A 22,665-nucleotide genomic window follows, 5' to 3' on the forward strand; every position below is an offset into this window, starting at 1 on the left:
GACGAAAGGGACGATAGTCTCCCCCTGTGAGTGAGCGAGCAGTCCTTGTCACCGGTGCCTCGCGCGGGATCGGACGGGCGATCGCGCTGGCCTTCGCCGCCGCCGGCGACCGCGTCGCGATCCATCACCGCGGCTCCCCCGACCTGGCCGAACGGCTCCGTGCCGAGCTGCCGGGGCAGGGCCACGCCATCGTCCAGGCGGACGTCGCCGATCCCGCCGACGCGCGGCGCATGGTCGAGGAGACGGCGGCCGCCCTCGGGGGCATCGACGTCCTGGTCAACAACGCCGGGATCTTCTTGCACCACCCGATCATGGAGACCTCCTACGAGGAGTGGCAGACGGTGTGGCGCGAGACGCTGGCCGTCAACCTCGTGGGACCGGCCAACGTCATCTGGAACGCCGTACGGCACATGACTCCGGGCGGCAGGATCGTCAACGTCTCGTCGCGCGGCGCCTTCCGCGGGGAACCGAACAGCCCCGCCTACGGAGCCGGCAAGGCGGGCCTGAACGCCCTGGGCCAGTCGCTCGCCATCGCCCTGGCGCCTCTGGGCATCGCCGTGGCGACGGTGGCGCCCGGCTTCGTCGAGACCGACATGACCAACGAGCATCTCAAGGCGCCGCGAGGCGACGAGATCCGCGCCCAGAGCCCGTTCGGGAGAGTGGCGAGGCCCGAGGAGATCGCGGCCGCCGTCCTGTATCTGGCGTCGCCGGAGGCCGAGTGGGCCAGCGGCACGATCGTCGACCTGAACGGCGCCTCCTACCTGCGCAGCTGAGCCGCGGCGGTCACTTCGGCGCCGAGTATTTGACCAGGACCTTCTCCAGCCTGCTCACGACCGGTTGCCAGGTCGGAGGCAGGGTGTAGCGGGTGGCCCGGTGTCCCTTGTAGGCCAGCCGGTAGGCGATGAAGTCGGCCCCCGGCGGCCGGGACTGCGAGCGCCCGAGCCGCAGGTGCTTGAGCGAGCCGCGCAGGCCGCGCCATTCCGCCGCGGTCAGACATCTGCGGACCGTGGGACCGGTGCGGCGGCTCAGCACGGTGCAGCCGTCCGTGTAGACGGCCACCCGGTTGCGCAGCCCGGCGAACCCGCCCTCCTCCCGCAACTCCACGAGCAGCTTCCTGTGTGCCGTGGCCGCCTCGGCGGGAGCGGTCACGGCCAGCACGGACAGGGCCGCCAGCGGCGGCAGCGCGACGCGCGAAATCCTCATGCCCTCTATGACGGATCACGACGCCCTTCGGCTCACCGGCAGCGTCCGGATGTAGGGCAGCCGACGCCGGGCAGGCGGCTCGGAGTCTTCGAGCCGAAAGGTGGCGACCGTGTCCGCTGCAACCGAACAGGACGTCATCGACCTGCTGCCGGCGCAGCGCAACCCGATCAAGGCCATGTTGGCGGAGGTCGCCGCCGCACGAGGCGAGCGCAAGCGCGCCCCACCCCGGCGCCGGCGAGTCCGCGACCGCCAACATGCTGGCCGGCCCGCCGGTGGCCGTGTTCGACAAGATCCGAGACACCGTGCGGGACTGGCGACAGTCGAACAGGGACTGACCCGCGTCGCTCGATCGAGGGTGAGCGCCTGCCGTCTCCCCTCTAGACGCGTTCGAGGCGGCGGACTCCCTGCCCGGGGCGCCAGAGGTCCATGACCATGGCGGATCTCTCGATCCGGGTCAGCACGACCTCGCGGATGTCGGCGATGAAGAAGTGGGACTCGCTGAAAGCGTCGGGACCGAAGCCGCGCGCGGCCAGCATCGGCGCGATCCGGTCGCGATCGGTGACCTCGGCCGCGTATCCGGACAGCTTCGTGTCACCTCCCGATGAACCGGCAGAATCGGCGGAACCAGCGGAATCGGCGGAATCGGCGGCGCCGAGGAGAACCGGAGGGCCGTGCAGCGCGAAGCGCGGATCACGCCGCAGGTCCCGGGCCTTCAGCGCGCCGGGCATCGACCCGAACCACAGTTCGTCGCCGACGACGTAGGCCTCGATGCCGCTGACCCGCGGCGAACCGTCCTTGCGCAGTGTCGCGATGGTCTTGTGCTTGTGCGACTCGAACGACTCCCTGACCCGGGTGGCGAACTCCGGTGCGGATTCGGCGACTTCACGCCAGCTGGCCATGTGGTGCGGAACCTCCGTACGACCGTGGATGAGCGGTCAGCCTGCCAGACGGGACCGACAAAACAGCCACGCCGAACAAGCTCAGCCGCCGGGGTTCTCGCGCTGGCAGGAACCCCTGCGGTGCCGCCGGACGCGCCACACGACCAGAGCGGTCACGACGAGCGTGGCGAGAACGGCCGCGACCACACCGCCGACGGCCGACTGCACCTGCTTGTACGCCGCTCCGGCGAAGAAGCCCAGGAAGGTGTACCCGGCTCCCCAGAGCACCCCGCCCAGGACGTTGAACAGGAAGAACCGCCGATAGCTCATGCGCGAGACCCCGGCCAGGGTCGGCATCATGGCGCGGAGGAACGCGGCGAACCGCGCGAAGAACACCGCCTGAGGGCCCCACCGGCGCATCAGCGCCCGCGCCCTGTCCACGCGGTCGCGGCGGCGGCGCAGAACCCGTACGCCGAGGACGCCGGGGCCGAGGCGGCGGCCGATGAAGTAGCCCGCGCTGTCGCCGGCTATCGCGGCCAGCGTCACCACGAGCGCCAGCCAGTACACCGACAGCCTGCCCTGGCCGGCGAGCACGCCGCCCAGCACTGCGGCCGTCTCCCCCGGCACGACGAACCCCACGAACAGCGCGTCCTCGGCGAAGACCAGCGCCGCCACGACCGCGTAGAGCACCGTGCCCGGCAGGCTCCAGAGCCAGTTGATGATCGAGTCCACCCGTCCTCCATGCGCCTCCCCGTTGTCGTGTCCCCGGGGCGCGCGCTTACGCGCGGCGCACGGCCGAGCCTGGTTCGCCCGGGGTTCTCGCCGCCCCGCCCGCACGAAACGCCCGCCCGAAACGCCCGCCCCCAGACCCTCGGGAGTTTGCCTGCAGACGGGCATCGGCACGACCGGTCTTCATGCTTGCCCGGGCATACGTGATGGGCGCCGTCATTGCGGCCAGCCGTCCTTCCGGCGGCCGACCATCGATAAGAGGAGATTCCGGATGAGTGTCAACGAGCAGGCCCTGAGCTACCCGATTCCCAACGACGCGGCGCTGGACCCGCCCGCGGAGTGGGCCGAGCTGCGCACCCGATGCCCGGTGACCCACGTCACGCTGCCCAGCGGCGACCGGGCGACGCTGCTGACCCGCTACGAGGACGTCAAGCAGGTGCTGGCCGACCCGCGCTTCACCCGGCAGCTCACCGCACCCGACGCGGCCCGGCTGTCGGCGGACGGCAGCGGGGTGTTCAGCAGCGAGATGGCGACGATCATCCCCGACAGCGGCGAGGAGCACCAGCACTGGCGGCGCCTGGTCGGCAGGTGGTTCACCGCCAAGCGCATGAACGCCCTGCGGCCCGCCATGATCCGGATCGCCGACGATCTCATCGACGACATGGTCAAGCGCGGCGCGCCGAGCGACCTCAGGGCGAGCCTCGGCTTCCCGCTGCCGGTGTACGTGATCTGCGACATGCTCGGCGTGCCTGCCGCCGACCGGGACCGGTTCTCCTACTGGTCCGACACGCTGCTCAGCCTGACCCGGTACGGCAAGGCCGAGATCGAGGTCGCCCAGGGTGAGTTCTTCCAGTACATGTCCGACCTCGTCGCGACCAAGCGCGCCGAGCCCGGTGACGACCTGATGAGTGAGATGATCACGGCCGGCGGTCCGGAAGACGGCGGGCTGTCCGACATACAGATCCTGGTCACCGGCATGGCGCTGCTGGTCGCCGGGCACGAGACCACCGCCAACATGATCGGCAAGATGGTCTCCATGCTGCTCGCCGACCGCACCCGGTGGGAGCGGCTGCTGGCCGACCCGGCGCTGATCCGCACCGCGGTGGAGGAGTCGCTGCGTCTCGACGCCAACTCCGGCTTCGGCCTGCCCCGCTACCTCAACGCGGAGACCGAGGTCAGCGGCACGGTCCTGCCCCGCGGCACGACCGTGGTGTGCAGCATGGCCGCCGCCAACCGCGACGAGACCGCGTTCGAGAACGCCGGCGAGATGGACCTGACCCGCAGCCCGAACCCCCACCTGGCCTTCGGCTCCGGCGCGCACTCCTGCCTGGGGCAGGCGCTGGCCCGCACCGAGCTGCAGGTCGTCCTGGAGGCGCTGCTGCGCAGGCTGCCGACGCTGGAACTGGCCGTGCCGGTGGAGGAGCTGGAACGCGTGGAGGGGCTGGCCGTCGGCGGGCTGCGCGAGGTCCCGGTCCGCTGGTGATCTCCGGCCACGAAGCCCGATCGGCAAGGAGGACATGGACATGAAGGTCATCGTCGACGAGGCGAAGTGCTGCGGCGCCGGGCAGTGCGTGCTGATCGCGCCGGAGGTGTTCGACCAGCGTGACGAGGACGGCATCGTCGTCCTGCTGGAGCCCGAGCCCGCCGGGGACCGGCACACCGCGGTCCGCGAGGCCGCCGCCGTCTGCCCCGCCGCCGCCATCCAGTTGGACGAGGACGCCTGAGTCCCCGCGGACGTCGCGCGTGGACGGGGAGGGGCTGCCAGGGCCGGTCTCGCGATAAGCAGTGGCGGTCCCTCCCTCGTGGCGTGAGGTCCTGCAGCACCCGCCCCACCCCGCGGAACGGCCAAGCGGCGGGAGGTTGAGGAGAGACCGGCATGAGCGACAGGACCGCGCTCAGCTACCGCATGAAGGCGTACGAGAACGTCACCAGAAGTGTGCTGCCGCGCCGGGCGTGCCATGGTTCACGGCAGAACCCGCCGGATGGCTCGCCGCCGTCATCCCCGCCATGCCGTCGCTGACCACCGGGAGAACGCAATGACCCCGGGCAGCCGATCTCCCCGGCCGACGAACGGGCCCTCCACGTCGGCCAGGCCCGCACCGCCGCCGCTCCCCGGTCCCGGCGATGGAAGACCACGTGACCGTCGTTCGAAGGAGTCGCTGTGAACGCTGACCGGCACCGTTGGGTGCGCTGGCCGTCCGGCCCCGGACGGGCCCGCCTGGGGTTCGGGGCGGACTACAACCCCGAGCAGTGGCCCCGTGAGGTCTGGGACGAGGACATGCGCGCGATGCGGGCGGGCGGGGTCAACATCGTCTCCTTGGCGATCTTCTCGTGGGCGCGGATCCAGCCGAGCGAGGACGTCTGGGACTTCGACTGGCTCGACGAGGCGATGGACCTGCTGCACGCCCACGGCATCGCGGTCGACCTGGCCACGGCGACGGCCTCGCCGCCGCCGTGGCTGAGCGCGAAGCACCCGGAGATCCTCCCCGTGGACCGGAACGGCCACACGGTGTGGCCGGGGGCGCGGCAGCACTGGCGGCCGACCTCGCCGGTCTTCCGGGAGCACGCGCTGCGGCTGGCCCGGGCCCTCGCCGAGCGCTACGGCGGCCACCCCGCCCTCGCCGCCTGGCACATCTCCAACGAACTCGGCTGTCACAACGTCTACGACTTCTCCGACGACGCCGCGGCCGCCTTCCGCGCGTGGCTGCGGGCACGGTACGGCACGCTCGACGAGCTGAACCGCGCCTGGGCGACCTCGTTCTGGTCCCAGCGCTACAGCGACTGGTCGCAGATCCTGCCGCCGCGCACGGCGGCCTCCTACCCCAATCCCACCCAGCAACTGGACTTCAAGCGGTTCTCCTCCGACGCGCTGAAGGACCACCTGCGCGCGGAACGGGACGTCCTGCGCGCGCTGACGCCGGACGTCCCCGTGACCACGAACTTCATGGTCATGGGTGAGACCAAGGGCATGGACTACGCCGACTGGGCGGGCGAGGTCGACTTCGTCTCCAACGACCACTACCTGCTGACCGGCCCGCAGGCGCAGGACGAGCTGTCCTTCTCGGCCAACCTCACCGGCTCGCTCGCCGGCGGCCGGCCCTGGTATCTGATGGAGCACTCCACCAGCGCGGTCAACTGGCAGCCGGTCAATCTGGCGAAGAGGCCCGGCGGCATGGCCCGCGACTCGCTCACCCACGTCGGGTACGGCGCCGACGCGGTCTGCTTCTTCCAGTGGCGGCAGTCGGCGGGCGGGGCCGAGAAGTACCACTCGGCGATGGTCCCCCACGCCGGCGTCGACAGCGACGTGTTCCGGTCGGTCGCCGGCCTGGGCGCCACGCTGGCCGCCCTCGCGCCGGTCGCGGGCACCCGGCGGCTGCGCGCCCCCGTGGCGATCGCGTTCGACTGGGACTCGTGGTGGGCCGGCGAGCTGGACTCCCACCCCACCTCGCTGCTGCGCTACCGCCAGGAGGCCCTCGACTGGTACACCACGTTCCTCGACGCGGGCGTCCGGGCGGACGTGGTCGACGTGGACGACGACCTCAGCGGCTACCGGCTGCTCGTGGCCCCGATCCTGCACGTCGTGCCGGCCGCTCTGGCCCGGCGGCTGGAGGGCTACGTCGCCTCCGGCGGGCACCTCGTCACCACCTACTTCTCGGGCATCGTCGACGAGGACGACCACGTGTGGCTCGGCGGCTACCCCGGGGCCCTGCGGGACCTGCTCGGCATCCGCATCGAGGAGTTCGGCCCCCTGCCGGACGGCGAGGCCGTCGACCTCGACCTCGGCGTGACCGGCACGCTGTGGACCGACCGGATCGACGTCACCGACCCGGCGACCGAGGTCGTGGCGACGTACAAGACCGGCGACCACGCGGGCCGCCCCGCCGTCACGACGCGCCGTACGGGAGCGGGCTCGGCATCGTACGTCTCCACCCGCCTCGGCCCGGAGGGCCTGGGGGCCGTCCTTCCTCACCTGCTGGACGTCGCGGAGGTCTCCTCGGAGCTGCCGCCCGAAGCCCGCGGGCTCGTGGACGTCGCCGTCCGCACCGACGGAACGGACGACTACTGGTTCCTGATCAACCGCACCGACCGGCGCGTCGACCTGTCCGCGATCCCCGGCGATCCCCTCCACGGCCCCGCCCTGGCCGCGGACACGACCCTGGCCGCACGGCAGGTCCGCGTCCTGCGGCGGCCCCGCGCATAACGGGGTCCTCACCGGCTGGCGCCCCCCCGTCCACCGGGAGAGGATGACGGGGCGACGAGGGTCGGGCGCTGCACGCGCGGTCCACCGTCCTCGCACCGAAGATCACGGTCAGCGGATCGTTCTCGGGAGAGGCGCATGGGAGAGGTCGTCATCGTCGGAGGCGGCCCCACCGGGCTGTGGCTCGCGGCGGAGTTACGTCTCGCGGGGGTCGAGGTCACGGTCCTGGAGAGGCGGGCGGAACGTGACCCGCACTCCAAGGGATTCACCATTCACCCCCGCACGATGGAGCTGTGGGCGTCGCGCGGCGTCGGCGAGGCGTTCGTCGCGCAGGGCACGCGGGTGCCGGACTCGCATTTCGGTCTCCTCGACCACCGGATGGACTACGGGACGCTCGACACCCCCTTCCCGTACGTCCTCCTGCTCGCGCAGCCGAAGGTCGAGGAACTGATGGAGGACCACGCCCGCGACCTGGGGGTGGACATCCGGCGCGGGCACGCCTTCACCGCGTTGACCCAGGAGAAGGATCGGATCGTGGTGCGGGCCGAGGGCCCCGCCGGGCCCTCCACCATGGAGACGGCGTTCCTGGTCGGCTGCGACGGAGCGGGCAGCGCGGTCCGCCCGGCCGCCGGGATCGGCTTTCCGGGAACCGCCTCCACGGCGTACGCCTGGGTCGCCGACGTGACGCTCGACGACCCTCCGGCGGTGCCGTACTTCCAGAAGACCAACGCGGCCGGGCAGGTGCTGGTCGTGCCCATCGGGCCCGGCCTCCATCGAGTGGCCGGCGTCGACGGCACCGGCGTTCTCGGCGACGAGGACCGGCCGGCGGAGAAGGAACTGCGCGCCTGGCTCGTGGCCGTCGCCGGCACCGACTTCGGCCTGCACGACCCCGTCTGGGTGTCCGGCACCGGATCCGCCTCGTGCCTCGCCGACCGATACCGCGACGGGCAGGTTCTCCTGGCCGGAGACGCCGCCCACCGCCTGTTCCCCGCCGGGGGCATGGGCTTGAACGCCGGCGTGCAGGACGCGTGGAACCTCGGCTGGAAGCTCGCCGCCACCGTGCGGGGATGGGCTCCCGACGGGCTGCTCGACAGCTACCACGCGGAACGGCACCCGGTCGGCGCGGCCACGCTGCGCCTGACCCGCGGGCAGACCGCGCTCATGACGACGTTCACGCCCGAGAATCTGGCCCTGCGGTCGGTCCTGGACGACGCCATCGCGCGTGTGCCGGAATTCTCCCGCTTCCTGGCCGAGCAGGTCTCCGGCATCGGCGTGGCGTACGGAAGCGACGCGGGTGATCATCCGCTCGTGGGGACACGGGCCCCGGACCTGCCGCTGTCCGGCGGGCCGGGGCTGTTCGCGCTGCTCACCCCCGGGCGCTACGTGCTGCTCGACTTCACAGGAGCGGGCCGCGCCCTCCCCGGCCGGATGGCCGCGTCCCCCGCGCCTCCCCTGCCGCCGGGTCTCGTCGTGTGCGCGGGCGCGCCGGTCGAGTCCAGGGCCGAGTGGCGGCGGGTGCGTGCCGCGCTGATCCGTCCGGACGGGCACGTCGCCTGGGCCTCGGAGGAGAGCGACGAGACGGCCCTGCGGTCCGCGGCGGCCACGGCGCTGGCCGCCACGACACGCGTCAGAACGCCGGGCTCCTGACGGCCTCACCTTCGGCGGTCGGTGGTCACGACGGCGACGACACCGCCGCGGGCGGGGGCGTCACCCGACGGGCGGACGGCTCGTCGGAGACCTGGTCAGCGGGGCGCGTCCGTGACGACGACGTACACGCCGCGGACCTCGGTTTCGTCGGGCAGCCGCCAACCGGCCGTGACATGCCCCCGGGTCCCCGCGACGTCCGTCTCGCCGGGCCGCAGGACGCGGGTGACGCGCAGGGTCAGCCGTCCGCTCCCGGCGCCGTCCGCTGAACCGTCCAGGGCGTCCACGACGACGTCGGTGGCGTGCGGCGCCTCGGCCACTGCGGTCAGCCGGATCGGGCCCGGCACCGCGGCTCCCGTGAAGCTCGCGACGACCGTGGGGTCGGGAGTGTCGCTCACGCTCTGGGCCTGCGGCTCGGCGTCGCCCTGGATCAGGGCGTGGAGTTGTGCGACGAGAACCGGATCGTGGGTGCCGTCATAGACCCACCGCTGTCCCAGGACGCCGTGCTCCGGCGTCCCGATGAGGGCGTGATCGGCTTCCTCCAGCGGCGCCCCACGGTAGGTGAGCGGCACGTGATAGGAGACCGGCCGGTCGCCGGACACGTCGGTGACCACCATGAAGTCGATCCCGACCTCGCCCCGCGGGTCGTCGAGGCGGAAGCCCCCGGCCCTCGTCAGCTCCGGCCGCCCCTCGCCTTCGTACCAGGGCTGGGTGGGAAGCCACGCGGTGAGCAGCTCCAGTTTGCTGGGCGTCAGCGTGGTGCGATGGATGACAGCCATACCGTGAAGCCCCTTCGTCGGCGTCCCGTCACCGTTCTCCCCGGCGCGACCGCGCGGGGCGGATCATCGTCTCACACAGCCCGCGGCGGCTCTTCGCCCCCTCCCCCGCGCGGGGGAGGCGGATGGTTCCCCCGGGGGAGGCGGACGCCGGCGCCCGCCGGAAGCATCTCGACCGTGAACACGGATGAGACACGAACGGTGGGGGACACCGCGACACCGGTCGAGACGGACCAGGTCGGTGCCGGATGGACCGCGGCGCGCGTGGTGGCCGGCTACGGCGCCGCACTGTCGCTGTCGCTCTATCTCGCGGTGAAGGTCGTCTGGGTGGTGGCGGCGCTGCTCGGCCACGCGCCGTCCACCTTCACCGACGGCGACTGGGTCCTGTTGAACGGGGTCACCGTCGCCATGTCGGTCGTCGGCATCGCTTTGGGGCTGGTCCTCGCGCAACGACGGGGCCGCCGCGTCCCGGCGCCGCCGCTGGTCTTCTTCGCCTGGATGGGGGCAGGATTCCTCGTACCGATGATCCCCTACATGCTGTTCAGCGCCGTCCTCGGAGGCGGCGCGGGAGGCGGCGACTCCGGCGGCGGCGATGCCGCCCCATCGTGGGAGATGGTGTTCATCGGTATCGGATTCGCGGGCATGGCTCTGGGACTGGCCATAGCGCTCCCCATCTACATGCGGGAACGGTGGCCGGCCGCGTTCCTCGGACGCGTCGGTGACCGCCCTCCCCTGCCCCTCGGCCGATCCGGTCTGCGAGCTCTGCACATCCTGGTCGCGGCACTGGCCCTCCTATGGACGTACTGGACGGCGGGCGGAACGCTCGGCATCACCCCCGCGCACCGCGACCTGATGGACGTCAACGGACGGCTGCTCACCGGCAACTCCGCGCTCTGGGCCGTCATCGGCGCCGCCGCGATCCGCGTGATCGCCACGGGGCGGCCGAGGATGCCCCTGTGGATCCCTACGGCGTTGGCCTTCACATCGTCGGGTTCGCTGTTCGCGTGGGCGGCGTGGAAGCTCCTGTGGGCCCTCCTCCGGCCGGGTGGCTACGCGGCCGCCGAATATCCGGCCGTTTCCGTCGTCCAGCACGGGCTGGGCATCACGGCAGGAATCGTGATGCTGGCCGCGCTGCTCAAGGCCGCGCGGACGCGCCGGGGCGGGGTCGGGTGACCCACGCCCCGGCGGCCCGCCGTGGAAGTGCTACCCCGTGAAGTCCGCGACGTGGTCGCGGACCCAGGTGGCGAAGGTGCGGGGAGCGTGGCCGGTGACCTGTTCGACGGTGCCGGTCAGGGGCACGGGGCGGCCGTCATTGGCCCGCCAGTAGTCGAGGAGGGCGTCCGCGTAAGGACCGGGGATGTAGCCGGCCGTCTCCTGTTTCCATTCCTCCGGGGTGACGTGGCCGACGGCGATCGCCCGGCCGGTGATCTCGGCGAGCAGGCCGATCTGTTCGCTGAACGTGAGGCTCTGCGGGCCGGTCAGGTGGAGGCGCCGGCCCTGGTGGGACGGGACGGTGAGCACGGTGAAGGCCACTTCGGCGAGGTCGCGTTCGTGGATGGGGTCGGTGTGGGAGCCCGGGTAGGGCAGGCTCACCGGGCGTCCGGCCTTGATGGGCCAGGCCCAGGCGCCCGCGTTGCCGGCGAAGGAACCGGGGCGCAGGATCGTGGTGGTGAGCGGTGCGGCGAGCAGCGCGGTCTCGACGTCGAGATGGGCCTTGGCCAGCGGATCGCCGGCCGCGCCGGGAGCCAGCACGGCGGCGGACGACAGCAGGACGACGTGCTCGACCCCCGCGGTGACGGCGGCGTCGGCGAACTCGGCGACGTGCGAAGCCTCGGCGTACAGGAAGACCTCGCTGACTCCGGCGAGAGCGGCCGGGAAGGTGCCGGGATCCCGCAGGTTGCAGGTGACGGCCGTGACGCCGTCCGGCACTCGCAGCCGTCCGGGGTCGCTGGACGCCACGCGTACGGGGCGACCGGCCTGAAGCAGCAGGGTCAGCAGGGCGTTGGCGACCGCGCCGCGGCCTCCGGTGACGAGAATCATGGAAATACTCCGGTTACGGGTACGAATGTGCGGATGCCTTCCGGAAGCGCGGAAGGCTCAGTGAGCGAGTGCTCCCCGGCGCGGACGCAGCGGGATGCCCGTCAGGACACGCCGCGGTGAGGGCCAGGACGAGGAGCAGGCCGGGCAGAATTCCGCTCATACCGACGATTCCCACGGCGAACAGCAGCACGCCGATCGAGACGACGACGCGCCCGTGGGAGGCGATGCGGCTGCGGACCGGCATCGAGGTGGCGATGATGCCATGCGTGTAGCTCGCGCCGAGCCAGGGAGCCGGCGACCAGGAGGCGCCGAGGTCCCGCATGATGGTGGGGGCGGCCACGTTGGCCACCGTGGTGCTCAGCAGATCGAGTACGCCGACGGCGACCACGAGCAGGAAGATCGCCCACACGCGTGGAGACTGGGTTGAGGACATGGCGAGGCAGACTCTCCACTGAGAGTTCCGGACAGCCTTTACTGAGGCTGCCGTGCCGGCCGGATGTCCCGACGCGCTCGTGAGCGAGCGCTGCACCTTACGATCAAGAAATTACCACGAACCCTACGCAACCGGAGAACCCGGTCGACAGGCAGATCCAACCCGAGCCGCCCCTGGGGTGAATCCGTGCTTCTCGATGTCAGTGACCGCGGTTGGCGGCGCAGCTCCCGGGAGGTGGCGCGGGCAAAGCGATCGGCTGCTGCTGCCGGTACTGTTCCAGGTCGATGAGGTTCCCGTTGATCGCGTCGCGCCTCTGAAGTTCCGCCCAGTACACCGGGTCGAGGAAGATCGCGGGGTTCCACAGCGACTGCGTCAGGTCCGTCAGTTGGCCCAGGTACAGCACAGCGTCGGCCAGCTTTCCCAAGGGGACGCCGCACAGCCGCGGGGCGTCCATGAACTGTCCCGCGTCGGTGGATTCCAGCCAGGTGCCTGAGCACGGGATCACGGCGCGCCGTGGACAGGTCACCAGGCGGGGATGGCTACCGGCCACGATCACGTAGACGTGCCGGCCGGTCTGTTCCTCGATCAGCGGGACTCCGTGGTCGGCGTTCTGCCCTGGCTCCGGCGAGTGCATCACGTGCCCGCTGCCGTAGCAGATCAGTGCCCGGCGTTTCTTGGCGAGCACTTCCCGTTTCACCACTGACGCCATGTGGGCGTCACGTTGGGCGAGAAAGGCATCCACTTGGTCTTGGGTGGTGATACGGGACCAGTCGATCGGCGGATCCCCGAGCAGCACCCGGATCCTTCGCTCCGCAGGCAGCGTCCAGTTGACGGCGCGGACCGTCCGGAAGAACTGTTCACGGATCGGCTGGTCGCCGGTGGCCCCGGGCGACTGCGTGGTGTTCCGCCAGACCTGCCGCAACACTTGGTCGTCGACAGCCGCCCCGGCAACGAACCGGTCGACGATCGGCTGATACAACGCGTTGCCGAACTCGACGACGATGTCGTCGACCACCTGCGGCAACCGCGGATCTGCGAGCAGCATCTGCTGCGCGTCACCGTGTTCCTGCTGACCGTGTGACTCACCGATCGCAACGAGCCGGTGGCGCTCGAAGGCCGCGAGCACCGCCTGGTTGAGGTCCCGTGTGGCCGCGTCGGCCCTGCCCGCCGAACTGGTCGTCAGCAGTCCGCCGGCCCTGCCCGCCGAACTGGTCGTCGACAGTCCGCCGGCTGCCGTACTGGCACCGGTGAGGGCGAGGAACCTACGCCGCGTCAACCGTGGATCTCTCACGTCTGGTCCTTTCCGAATGGCGATTTCGCTCGTGTGACGGGCACCGTGCTCACGGGTCGTGTCTCTCGTGGACGCCTTTCCGGGATGGTTGTACGGCACGGCCGGTGTCGGCCGGGTGTCAGCGGCTGACACCCGCCCGACACCGGATCCCTGACATCGTGAGCAGTGCGGTCGCGGCCTGCCGAACGCGGCACCACCAACGAGAAGGAGGACGGTCGTGCGAGTTCTGGTCGTCGAAGACTTCGAGGTTCTGGCGAGGGCGATCGGGACCGGATTGCGCCGCGAGGGCATGGCGGTGGACGTCGTTCTCGACGGCGACGACGCTCTGGCCCACCTGGCCGGCACCCGATACGACGTGGTGGTGCTGGACCGCGACCTGCCCGGCACACCCGGCGACGACGTGTGCCGTGACATCGCCGCCGGTGGCGCCGGGTCGCGGGTGCTGATGCTCACCGCCGCAGGCACCGTGCGAGACAGGGTCGAGGGCCTGGGTTTGGGCGCCGACGACTACCTGCCCAAGCCGTTCGACTTCACCGAGCTCGTGGCCCGCGTGCGCGCGCTGGGACGCCGCTCGGCGCCCGCCGTGCCTCCGGTCCTCCAGGCAGAAGATCTGACCCTGGACCCGAGCCGGCGGGTGGCCTTTCGTGGCGGACGGCGCTTGGAGCTCACCCCGAAGGAGTTCGCCCTGTTGGAATGCCTGCTCGCTGCCGGTGACCGGGTTGTGTCCACGGAGCAGTTGCTGGAACGGGTCTGGGACGAGGCCGCCAACCCGTTCACCACGGCCGTAAAGACGACGGTGCGCCGGTTGCGGGCCAAACTCGGCGAACCGCCGGTGATCGAAACCGTCCGTGAGGGCGGCTACCGGATCGGAGTCCCGCGATGAATCCCGCATTGGACCCAACGGTGACCGGCCCCGCCCGGCACCACCTGCGCCGGCCGTCCCTACGCGCGCAGCTCACGACGCTGTACGCCGGCCTGGTTCTGGCCGTCGTCGTCCCGATGCTGCTGCTCGCCGGCTTCCTCTTCGGGAGAGACCGGATCCGCGTCCGGGCCGGGGACGCCGTCCCTCCGCCCGACACGGCCACCCAGCAGGTCGATGCCGCGCTCGCGATCACCGCGATCACCGTCGTGGTCCTCACCGTGCCGATCGCGTGGTGGCTGGCCGGGCGCTTCCTCCGCCCGCTGCGCGCCATGACCGTGACCGCCCAGGAGATTTCAGCCACCAACCTCAACCGGCGGCTCGGCCTGCGCGGCCCGGACGACGAGCTGACCAAGCTGGGGCGCACCCTCGACGACCTGTTCGAGCGGTTGGACTCCTCGTTCGCGGCGCAGCGCCACTTCGTGGCCAACGCCTCGCATGAGCTGCGCACCCCGCTGGCCGGTCAGCGCACCGTACTCCAGGTCGCGCTCGCCGACCCCGACGCGAGCGAGGCCAGCCTGCGAGCCGCGTGCGAGGAAGCACTCGGTCTCGGCGAACGGCAGGAACGGTTGATCGACGCCCTGCTCACGCTGGCGGAAGGACAGAAGGGCATCGAGCACTGGGAAGTGGTCGACTTGGCTGACGTCACCAAGGGGCTGCTGCTGTCGCGCCGTGCGGAGGCCGTCCGGCGAACCATCACGGTCCAGGCGTCGCTGGATCCAGCACCGATCAGCGGTGACCCCGACCTGCTCGCGAGCATGATCGGCAACCTGGTCGACAACGCACTCCACCACAACGTTCCCGACGGACACGTCACCATCGCCACCGAACTCACGAATGGCTGCGCCCGCCTATCGGTCGGCAACACCGGCCCGGCGATCCGATCGCAGGACCTACGCCGGCTTTTCCAACCGTTCCAGCGACTCGGTACCCAACGAACCCACACCGCCGACGGCCACGGACTGGGCCTGGTCATCGTGCAGGCCGTCGCCGAAGCACACGGCGCGCAGCTGACGGCCCATCCCCGCCCCGGGGGCGGCTTGGACGTGACAATACTGTTCGGCTGAGTCCACCCGGCCGGCGCCTCCTGCCCCTCACCGCCGGGGACGACGCGCTGCCGCCCGGCCCGCGGTTCCCGGGGGCCACCTGCTGACCGGCAGGCTCAGTCGCCGTCGCGGACCTTGTCGTACAGCAGGCACAGCGCCCCGCTCGCGGCCTGCGCGACGGAGACGGGCCGCCAGCCGGTGGCGGGAAGGCCGTCGGCGAACAGCCGGGGCCCGTCGCCGACCAGCTCGGGCGCGAGCGTGATGCTCAGCCGGTCGAGCTCTCCGGCCCGCAGCAGGGCCTGGATGACGCTGGTGCTGGCCAGCACGATGATGTCGCCGCCGTCCTGCTGCCGCAGCTCCTTCACGACCTCGGCGGGACCGGCGGCGACGATGCGGGAGTTCTGCCACGCGGTCTCGGTGAGCGTGGTGGAGAAGACGACCTTCTCCACGGTGTTCAGCCACTGGGCGAAGGCCCGGTCACGGGGGTCGGCCGACTCGTCCTCGGCCACCGCGGGCCAGAAGCCACCGAAGCCCTGGTAGTTCTTGCGGCCCAGCAGCGCGGTGGTGGCCCCGGAGGTGACCTTCACCATGTGGTCGCGGGCGCCGTCGCTGACGGCGTGGGGGACGATCCAGCCCATGTCGTACTCGCCGCCGGGGCCGTGGATCCGGCCGTCGAGGGAGAGGGTGATGTTGCCGATAACGGTGCGGTTCGTTGTCATGAGGCGAGTCTTGCCGGGGCGGCAGTGGCTAACATCGGCCAGATGGCCGATATGCCAGATGCGGGCCTGGCCGACAACGGCGCTCCGCCGCCGGAGCTGACCTCGTTCGCCGGCCGCCGGGCCGAGTTGCACATGATCGGGCAGGCCCTGGGCGAGGCCCGGCTGGTCACCCTGACCGGCGCGGGAGGCTGCGGCAAGACCCGGCTGGCGGCCCGGCTCGCCGGGCGGCCGGCGCGTCCGCCGCGCGACGGCGTGTGGTGGGTGGATCTCGCGCAGGAGACCGACCCGGCGGCGGTGCCGCGCCTCGTCGCGACGGTCCTGCGGGTGCTCCTGGCCGGCGACTCGGACGAGACCGCCGCCCTGTCCAGGCAGCTGCGCGAGCGGGAGCTGCTCCTGGTGCTGGACAACTGCGAGCACCTGCTGGACGGCGTCGCCGGCGTGGTCGCGGGCCTGCTGCGCCACTGCCCGCACGTCACCGTCCTGGCGACCAGCCGGGAGCCGCTCGGCCTGCCCGGCGAGATGGTCTGGCGGGTCCCGCCCCTGGACGCGAACGACGCGGTCGCCCTCTTCCTCGATCGGGGCCACGACGTGCCGCGCACCGAGGAGGCGCTGACCGCGGTGCGCGACATCTGCGCCCGGCTCGACGGCATCCCTCTCGCGCTGGAGCTGGCCGCCGCCTGGACCGGCACGCTGACGCCTCAGGAGATCGGCGCCGAGCTGGACGACCGGTTCTCGATCCTGGTCGCCGGCCACCAGGGGGCTCCGCCGCGGCACCGTACGCTGGCGGCGTCCATGGCCTGGAGCCACGACCTGCTTCAGGAGCGCGACCAGGTGCTGTTCCGCCGGCTGGGCGTGTTCGAGCCGGGCTTCACCCTCGCCGTCGCCGAGGGCGTGCTGGACGGCCATGGCCGTGTGGAGTTGCTCACGGGCCTGCGCCGGCTGATCGACAAGTCGCTGCTGCTGGCCGAGACCCGCATGGGCGTCACCCGCTACCGGATGCTGTCCTCGGTCAGGCGGTACGCGTGGGAGCGGCTCGCCGAGGCGGGTGAGCTGACCGCCGTACGCGACCGCCACCTGGCCGTCTTCCTGGCCCTGGTCCGGGAGGCCGCCCCGCTGCTGGACAGCGACAAGGACACCTGGCGGGCCACGATGCGCGAGGAGTATCCCAACCTGCGCGCGGCGCTCGAATGGGGTCTGTCCGGCGACCGCCCGGATCAGGCTCGCCGCCTGGCGGCCGGGCTGGCCTGGCTGTGGCACCTGGAAGGCCGGCTCGGGGAGGGCCTGGGACTGCTCCGGCTGGCGGCCGAGCGGGGCGCCGGCGAGCACAGCGCGCTGCAGGCCCGGGTCCTCACCGGTCTCGCGCTCGTCGCCGACACTACGCACCCGGCCGGGCTGGAGTTCGACGCGGCCGACGCCGCCCGTGCCATGGCGCTCGACCACGGCGATCTGCGCACCGCCTGCCTGGCGGGGTCTCTCAGCGCCATCGGCTTGCTGCTCACCTCTCCTGACGAGGCGCGGGTGCGGGCCGCCGCCGTCCACGAGGAGGCCGTCGCGGCCGGCGACGCCTTCGTCGCCGACGCCGCTCAGGTCCTGGTCGGCCTGGTCCACCACATGAGGGAGGAGCATCGCCAGGCGCTGGCGGAGCTGGAGACGCCGGTCCGCGGCCTGCTGCGGCGGGGCGACCGCGGCGTGGCGGCGCTGGCGCTCGGCCTGATGGCCCTCGGCAACGCCTGTCTCGGCGAGCTGCACCGGGCCAGAGCACTGGCGGAGCAGGCGGTCGAGGTCGCCGCCCCTCTCGCCGACTACCACCGTGCCGGCACGGCGCGCGCCGTCCTCGCCGGTGTGTGCCATCTGCAAGGCGACGACAAGGCCGCCGAGCTCGCCCTTGACCCGGTCATCCGGCTGGTGGACCAGGCGCCCTCGGCTCCCTTCGTGCCGAGGCTCGCGTTGACGATCGGGCGGCTCTGCCTGAGCAGGCGCGAACCGGTGCGGGCGGCCGAATGGTTCAGGAGCGAGACGGCCTGGCGCGGCGGCGAGCAGCCGGACGAGCTGCTGACCCCGGAGACCCGCATCGCCCTGGCGGCGGCGCTGCGGCAGGGCGGCGACCCGGAGGGCGCGGCCCGCGCCTGCGCGGCCGGCCTCGATGCCGCCGAGGCTCTGGGGATGCCGCGCCTGATCGCCGAAGCTCTGGAGCAGCAGGCGTTCCTCGACGAGGCGCGCGCCGTCGCTCTGCATCTGGAGGCCCTGCGCCTGCGCGCCGCCAACGGCCTCCGCCTGGCCTGCGTGGACAGTCTCGAGGCCCTGGCAGCGCTGGCCGACGCCACCACCGGCGCCCGGATCATGGGCGCGTGCGATCGGGCCAGGGAGGAGCTCGGCTACCCCCGGCCGCATCGGCCGAGCGTCCCGTCCGATCCGGAGGGCCGCCGGATGGAGCTGGAGGAGGCCATCGCCTTCACCCGCCGCGCGCACGGCGGACGCCGCCGTCCCGCCTCCGGCTGGGCCAGCCTCACCCCCGCGGAGCAGGAGGTCGTACGGCTGGCCGTGGCGGGCCTGTCCAACCCCGAAATCGGTGACCGGCTGTTCATGAGCCGCAGCACGGTCAAGACCCATCTGGCGCACGTGTACGCGAAGCTCGGCGTGGCGAACCGCACCGAGCTGGCGGCGCTGCGCCGCGAACACGACCACTGAGACACCGGCCGGCGGCCCGCGACGCGGACACGCGGGCCGGCCGGGCCGCCGCGCGCCCCGTCACTCATCGTGAGTGCCTGCTCTCCATAGCACGACATCCATCGCGGAGGTCTGGCACACCGACGCACATCGCGTGCTTCGCAGTGTCAACTTGTCTGACTTACCGACCTAATATCACTTATTTTCCCTTTATGTGGAGAACATGACTTAACTCCTCAATGGGCGAAAAGATTTCGTTGACAGGCGGTTACGGTAAACGTTTAATGTGGGCGATCTTGCGGATTTCGTACGGGAGATAACCCATGTTTAGGCTTCCCGGACTGCGGAGTTGGCGTGCGCTCACTGCCGTGGTCGTGGCGGGTGTACTGGTGGGAACCGGGGCACCCCCGGCCGCGATGGCGGCACAGGAAGGTCGGACGGGATCCGACACGGGCCTGCTGGACGGCTGGCAGCAGGCACTGAAGCGCGCGGCCGAGATCCGGGAACCGGTCGAGGTGACCGACGCTCGGACCGAGTTCACCACCACATATGCCAATCCGGACGGCGAGTCGTTCCGGCTTGAGCAGTCCACCGCCCCCGTCCGGGTCAAGGGAGCGGACGGGGCGTGGGTGTCACCCGACGCGACGCTGGAGCGGCGCGCCGACGGAAGCGTGGGGCCGGTCGCGGCCGCCGTGGGCGTCTCCTTCTCCGGAGGCGGCGACGGCGGGAACCTCGTCACCATGAACCGCGACGGCCGGACCCTCGCGCTGGGCTGGCCGGGAACCCTGCCGGAGCCGGTGCTGGACGGCCCGAACGCCACCTACCCGGACGTGCTGCCGGACGTCGACCTCAGGATGACCGCGACGACCGAGGGCTTCCGGCAGGTTCTGATCGTCAAGACTCCGCAGGCCGCGGACAACCCCGCGCTCGCGAAGATCCGGTACGCCGTGAAGTCGTCCGGGCTCAAGGTGGAGCAGACCGCGGACGGCGGCATGTCCGCGACCGACGGCAACGCCACCGAGGTCTTCACCTCGCCCCCCGCCGCGATGTGGGACTCCACCGGGGACCCCGCGGCAGGGCAGCCCGGAACGGCCGGCGCCCCCGCCGCGCCGTCCTCCTCGGCCCCGTCCTCCCCGGCCCCGTCGGCCGCCTCCACCTCGTCCGCGAAGGGCGGCGCTCCCCAGGGCGCGCCCGCGGACGGCTCGCCGGAGCCGGCGTCACCCCCTTCGGAAGGTTCTCCGGCCGAGGGGCAGGCCGCCGACGGTCCCGCTCCCGGAGCGGGGCACGCCGAGCTGCCGATCGAGGTCGGCAAGGACACGCTCACCCTCGTGCCCGACGCCGGCCTGCTGCGCCAGAAGGACGAGTCGGCCTATCCCGTCTACATCGACCCGACCGTGACCTGGGGGGAGACCGACCGGACGCTGCTGCGCTCGGACGGCTACAAGTCGTACAACTGGGGCAACGGCAGCAACAACCAGGGCGAGGGCGTCGGCCACTGCGGCACCTGGAACGGCTACTACTGCGGGCCCGGATACACCCAGCGGCTGTACTTCCAGTTCTCCCCCGCGAGCCTCAAGGGCAAGCAGGTGCTGAGCGCGGCGTTCCGCGTCACCGAGCCCTGGGCGTTCCAGTGCAGCCCCCGCTGGGTGGACCTCGTCCGTACGAACAACTTCACCTCGTCCACCACCTGGTCGGGCCGCCCCAAGGAGCTCGACTGGATGGTGGACCGCAACGTGTCGGCCGGCCGCGGCTCGGCGTGCGATCCCGACGAGCCGGCCGCGCCGATCGAGTTCAAGGACAACCCCGACGAGACGAACGAGAACCTGACCCCGACCGTGAAGGACTTCGCGGCGGGCAAGTTCTCCAAGCTCACGCTGGAGCTGCGCGCGCACGACGAGGGCGACACCTCCGCCTGGAAGCGGTTCAGGAACGACGCCGTGCTCGTCGTCGACTACGTGGGCATGCCCGGGGTGCCGACCGGGGTCGGCCTCGTCACCGGCTCGGGCACCGTCTGCGAGACCAAGGAGTCGGCGCCCGCGGTCGTCTCCGACCCCACCCCCACCATGGCGAACACGCCCCAGACCCTCGCGGGCGGCGAGTCCGGCGCGATGCTGCGGGGCGCGTTCTACGTGCAGAAGAAGAACGCCGACGGCACCTGGACGCAGGCCTTCTCCACCATCGAGCGGCCGACGACCGGACACGTGGGCGACAACGTCAAGGTGACCGCCGACGCCCCGACGCTGTCGGAGGGCGTGCTCTACCGCTACGACTCGTGGACGCGCTCCTACTACAGCAACTACACCAAGTGGCTGGCCGGGACCAGCAGCTACCTGAGCGCCGGCTGGTGCTACTTCAAGGTCGACCCGACCGCGCCCAAGGCGCCGGTGGTCACGCTCGGCGCGCCGTACACCGCCTGCACCGCCACGAGCTGCGCACCGGCCGGCGGTCCGGGGCAGAGCACGACCGTCTCCTTCGGCCCGGCGTCCGGCGACGCCAACAACGTCGCCTACCAGTACCGCGCGTCCACGAGCTCGACCTGGTCGTCCGACGTCACGGGCGCCACGGCGAAAGCAGTGATCACTCCCCCGGCCGCCGGGACGTACAGCCTGTACGTGCGGGCCAAGGACAACGTCGGCAGATACGGCGCGACCACGGTCGTCGACTTCCTGGTCGCCGCGGGCGCGGGCCCGGTCGGCAGGTGGCACTTCGACGAGGGCTCCGGCGTCGCCGTCGACCGGGGCAGCGGGCATCACGACGCCACGCTCTCCGGCGGCGCCGTACGGGACGCCCGGGGACGCCGCGGCGAGGTCTGGTACGACGACGCCGGCACGGCACTGGACACCCCGAAGGTCGACCAGGGGTTGGGCCTGAACGGCACGTCGGCGTACGCCGCGACGTCCGGGCCCGTCCTGGAGACCCGGTCGGCCTACACGGTCTCCGCCTGGGTGCGGCTGGACAAGGTGAGCGACGACGGCATCGTGCTGTCGCAGGACGGCTCGGGCGGCTACAGCCCCTTCCTGCTCTGGCACGAGAAGGACTACGGCGCCTTCTGCTTCGGTGTGAAGGAGAAGGACGAGGCGACGGGCAAGGCCTACTTCGGGGTCTGCGGCAAGAACGGCACGTCCAGGGCGAACGTCTGGACCCACCTGGCCGGCACCTACGACCCGGCGACGCAGAAGCTCAGCTTCTACGTCAACGGCGTGCCGCAGGGCACCGCGACCGTCTCCGGCCTGTGGTCGGCCACCGGGCCGTTCGAGATCGGCCGCTACAAGTGGGCCAACGTCTTCCAGTTCTACTTCCCCGGCTCGATCGACGAGGTCGCCGCCTGGCAGCGGGTCCTGACCCCTGAGGAGGTCGCGACGGAGGCGCGGTCGGAGTCGCCGGCGTCCGGCCGCAACGACGTCGAGCTGGTGGCCGACTGGGACCCTGCGGGCGTCGCGGGGACGCAGGTGCCCGACTCGCTGTCGGGGTACGGCCGGGCGCTGGCGCTGGCCGGCGGCGCGTCGCTGGACGGCGAGGGCCTGGTGCTCGACGGCGTGGACGACGCCGCCACCACCGCGGGCCCGGTCGTGGACGACCTGGGCTCGTTCACGGTCACCGCGAAGGTCGAGCTCGGCCGGGACAAGATCCTGGAGAAGCCGATCGGGACCGTCGGCCAGGTGGCCGGGCAGCGCACCGCCGACGGGTCGTCGTGGGGCCTGTGGTTCGAGCTGACCGGCAAGGAGACGCAGCTCGACGACGACGGCAACGAGGTCAGCGTCCCGGTCGGCTTCTGGCGCTTCGGCCGGGTCGGCAAGGACGGCACGAAGACCTGGGTGAGCTCCGACACGCCTGCCAGCCTGGACAGCCCGGTCCGCCTGACCGGCGTGTACGACGCCCTGGCGGCGAACGGGCGCGTGGTGCGGCTCTACGTGGGCCACGAGCAGAACGACCTCGACATGGCCTACACCGCCGTGCCCGGGTCGGGCGACTTCGCGGCCGGCAAGGGCTTCAGCGCGACCTCCTGGGGTCACTTCCTCCCCGCGAGGATCACCGATCTGCGGCTGTGGGCGGGCGCCATGGCCGATTCCGACCAGATGGACGCCGTCATCGGCGACTGACGGAGTCCGGGGACCGGCGAGC

Annotated in this window: 18 protein-coding genes; 10 read left to right on the forward strand and 8 right to left on the reverse strand. The window is 71.8% G+C overall.

Features of this window, described 5'->3' with window-relative positions:
• Positions 1-26: 26 nt before the first annotated feature.
• On the forward strand, positions 27-773 hold the full coding sequence (locus BXA11_RS32750; RefSeq protein WP_076440793.1) for an SDR family NAD(P)-dependent oxidoreductase: 747 nt from the start codon (positions 27-29) through the stop codon (positions 771-773).
• Positions 774-783: 10 nt separating this feature from the next.
• On the opposite strand, the gene BXA11_RS32755 is transcribed toward BXA11_RS32750, so the two are convergent.
• The 3 genes from BXA11_RS32755 to BXA11_RS32765 form a co-directional block, all read right to left on the reverse strand.
• Positions 784-1,203: a hypothetical protein gene (locus tag BXA11_RS32755; protein ID WP_076440795.1), complete on the reverse strand. Its 420-nt coding sequence runs from the start codon at positions 1,201-1,203 to the stop codon at positions 784-786.
• 377 nt (positions 1,204-1,580) lie between these two features.
• A complete protein-coding gene (locus BXA11_RS32760) occupies positions 1,581-2,102 on the reverse strand; it encodes a pyridoxamine 5'-phosphate oxidase family protein (RefSeq protein ID WP_076440797.1) in 522 nt (173 codons plus the stop codon).
• An 81-nt stretch (positions 2,103-2,183) separates the two neighbouring features.
• A complete protein-coding gene (locus BXA11_RS32765; protein WP_076440799.1) occupies positions 2,184-2,813 on the reverse strand; it encodes a DedA family protein in 630 nt (209 codons plus the stop codon).
• A 268-nt stretch (positions 2,814-3,081) separates the two neighbouring features.
• Between BXA11_RS32765 and BXA11_RS32770 the strand changes: the two genes are divergently transcribed.
• The 4 genes from BXA11_RS32770 (at position 3,082) to BXA11_RS32785 (ending at position 8,655) form a co-directional block, all read left to right on the forward strand.
• The gene (locus BXA11_RS32770; protein WP_076440801.1) at positions 3,082-4,293 is read left to right on the forward strand and encodes a cytochrome P450; all 1,212 of its coding nucleotides are present in this window, start codon (positions 3,082-3,084) and stop codon (positions 4,291-4,293) included.
• A gap of 40 nt (positions 4,294-4,333) precedes the next feature.
• A complete protein-coding gene (locus BXA11_RS32775) occupies positions 4,334-4,534 on the forward strand; it encodes a ferredoxin (protein WP_030510224.1) in 201 nt (66 codons plus the stop codon).
• Between the two features lie 437 nt (positions 4,535-4,971).
• Positions 4,972-7,011 (forward strand): beta-galactosidase, encoded by a 2,040-nt coding sequence (locus BXA11_RS32780; protein ID WP_076440803.1) that lies wholly within the window; start codon positions 4,972-4,974, stop codon positions 7,009-7,011.
• 15 nt (positions 7,012-7,026) lie between these two features.
• Positions 7,027-8,655, forward strand: coding sequence for an FAD-dependent monooxygenase (locus BXA11_RS32785; protein ID WP_275409726.1), 1,629 nt, complete (start codon positions 7,027-7,029; stop codon positions 8,653-8,655).
• A 95-nt stretch (positions 8,656-8,750) separates the two neighbouring features.
• Here the strand turns inward: BXA11_RS32785 and BXA11_RS32790 are convergent, their stop codons facing one another.
• Positions 8,751-9,431, reverse strand: a complete 681-nt coding sequence (locus BXA11_RS32790) for a maltokinase N-terminal cap-like domain-containing protein (RefSeq protein ID WP_076440807.1) — start codon at positions 9,429-9,431, stop codon at positions 8,751-8,753.
• Between the two features lie 174 nt (positions 9,432-9,605).
• Between BXA11_RS32790 and BXA11_RS32795 the strand changes: the two genes are divergently transcribed.
• Complete coding sequence (locus BXA11_RS32795; protein WP_204053809.1) at positions 9,606-10,601, forward strand: hypothetical protein; 996 nt, start codon at positions 9,606-9,608, stop codon at positions 10,599-10,601.
• 30 nt (positions 10,602-10,631) lie between these two features.
• Here the strand turns inward: BXA11_RS32795 and BXA11_RS32800 are convergent, their stop codons facing one another.
• The 3 genes from BXA11_RS32800 to BXA11_RS32810 all read right to left on the reverse strand — a co-directional run bounded on the left by BXA11_RS32800 (position 10,632) and on the right by BXA11_RS32810 (position 13,192).
• A complete protein-coding gene (locus BXA11_RS32800; protein WP_076440808.1) occupies positions 10,632-11,468 on the reverse strand; it encodes an SDR family oxidoreductase in 837 nt (278 codons plus the stop codon).
• Between the two features lie 13 nt (positions 11,469-11,481).
• Positions 11,482-11,901: a hypothetical protein gene (locus tag BXA11_RS32805; RefSeq protein WP_143734662.1), complete on the reverse strand. Its 420-nt coding sequence runs from the start codon at positions 11,899-11,901 to the stop codon at positions 11,482-11,484.
• Positions 11,902-12,100: 199 nt separating this feature from the next.
• Positions 12,101-13,192 (reverse strand): ChaN family lipoprotein, encoded by a 1,092-nt coding sequence (locus BXA11_RS32810; protein ID WP_143734663.1) that lies wholly within the window; start codon positions 13,190-13,192, stop codon positions 12,101-12,103.
• Between the two features lie 217 nt (positions 13,193-13,409).
• Here BXA11_RS32810 and BXA11_RS32815 point away from each other — a divergent pair, with 217 nt between their 5' ends.
• Positions 13,410-14,075: a response regulator transcription factor gene (locus BXA11_RS32815; protein ID WP_076440814.1), complete on the forward strand. Its 666-nt coding sequence runs from the start codon at positions 13,410-13,412 to the stop codon at positions 14,073-14,075.
• Entirely contained in the window at positions 14,072-15,178 is a 1,107-nt protein-coding gene (locus tag BXA11_RS32820) for a sensor histidine kinase (protein ID WP_076440816.1), read from the forward strand. The genes BXA11_RS32815 and BXA11_RS32820 overlap by 4 nt, the downstream gene beginning before the upstream one ends.
• A 95-nt stretch (positions 15,179-15,273) precedes the next feature.
• Here BXA11_RS32820 and BXA11_RS32825 read toward each other — a convergent pair whose 3' ends face one another.
• Positions 15,274-15,876 carry a dihydrofolate reductase family protein gene (locus BXA11_RS32825; RefSeq protein ID WP_030510234.1) on the reverse strand — a complete coding sequence of 201 codons (603 nt, stop codon included), beginning with the start codon at positions 15,874-15,876 and terminating at the stop codon, positions 15,274-15,276.
• A gap of 42 nt (positions 15,877-15,918) precedes the next feature.
• Between BXA11_RS32825 and BXA11_RS45510 the strand changes: the two genes are divergently transcribed.
• Positions 15,919-18,564 carry a helix-turn-helix transcriptional regulator gene (locus tag BXA11_RS45510; protein ID WP_143734664.1) on the forward strand — a complete coding sequence of 882 codons (2,646 nt, stop codon included), beginning with the start codon at positions 15,919-15,921 and terminating at the stop codon, positions 18,562-18,564.
• A 368-nt stretch (positions 18,565-18,932) separates the two neighbouring features.
• Complete coding sequence (locus BXA11_RS32835) at positions 18,933-22,643, forward strand: laminin G domain-containing protein (RefSeq protein ID WP_204053810.1); 3,711 nt, start codon at positions 18,933-18,935, stop codon at positions 22,641-22,643.
• Positions 22,644-22,665: the final 22 nt, after the last annotated feature.

This window comes from Microbispora rosea, from assembly GCF_900156315.1.
GTDB lineage: Bacteria > Actinomycetota > Actinomycetes > Streptosporangiales > Streptosporangiaceae > Microbispora > Microbispora rosea.

Coding starts and splice junctions, on each gene's coding strand:
- BXA11_RS32755 (WP_076440795.1), bottom strand. CDS start 1,203: ATGAGGATTTCGCGCGTCGCGCTGCCGCCGCTGGCGGCCCTGTCCGTG.
- BXA11_RS32760 (WP_076440797.1), bottom strand. CDS start 2,102: ATGGCCAGCTGGCGTGAAGTCGCCGAATCCGCACCGGAGTTCGCCACC.
- BXA11_RS32770 (WP_076440801.1), top strand. CDS start 3,082: ATGAGTGTCAACGAGCAGGCCCTGAGCTACCCGATTCCCAACGACGCG.
- BXA11_RS32775 (WP_030510224.1), top strand. CDS start 4,334: ATGAAGGTCATCGTCGACGAGGCGAAGTGCTGCGGCGCCGGGCAGTGC.
- BXA11_RS32790 (WP_076440807.1), bottom strand. CDS start 9,431: ATGGCTGTCATCCATCGCACCACGCTGACGCCCAGCAAACTGGAGCTG.
- BXA11_RS32800 (WP_076440808.1), bottom strand. CDS start 11,468: ATGATTCTCGTCACCGGAGGCCGCGGCGCGGTCGCCAACGCCCTGCTG.
- BXA11_RS32805 (WP_143734662.1), bottom strand. CDS start 11,901: ATGTCCTCAACCCAGTCTCCACGCGTGTGGGCGATCTTCCTGCTCGTG.
- BXA11_RS32820 (WP_076440816.1), top strand. CDS start 14,072: ATGAATCCCGCATTGGACCCAACGGTGACCGGCCCCGCCCGGCACCAC.
- BXA11_RS32825 (WP_030510234.1), bottom strand. CDS start 15,876: ATGACAACGAACCGCACCGTTATCGGCAACATCACCCTCTCCCTCGAC.
- BXA11_RS45510 (WP_143734664.1), top strand. CDS start 15,919: ATGGCCGATATGCCAGATGCGGGCCTGGCCGACAACGGCGCTCCGCCG.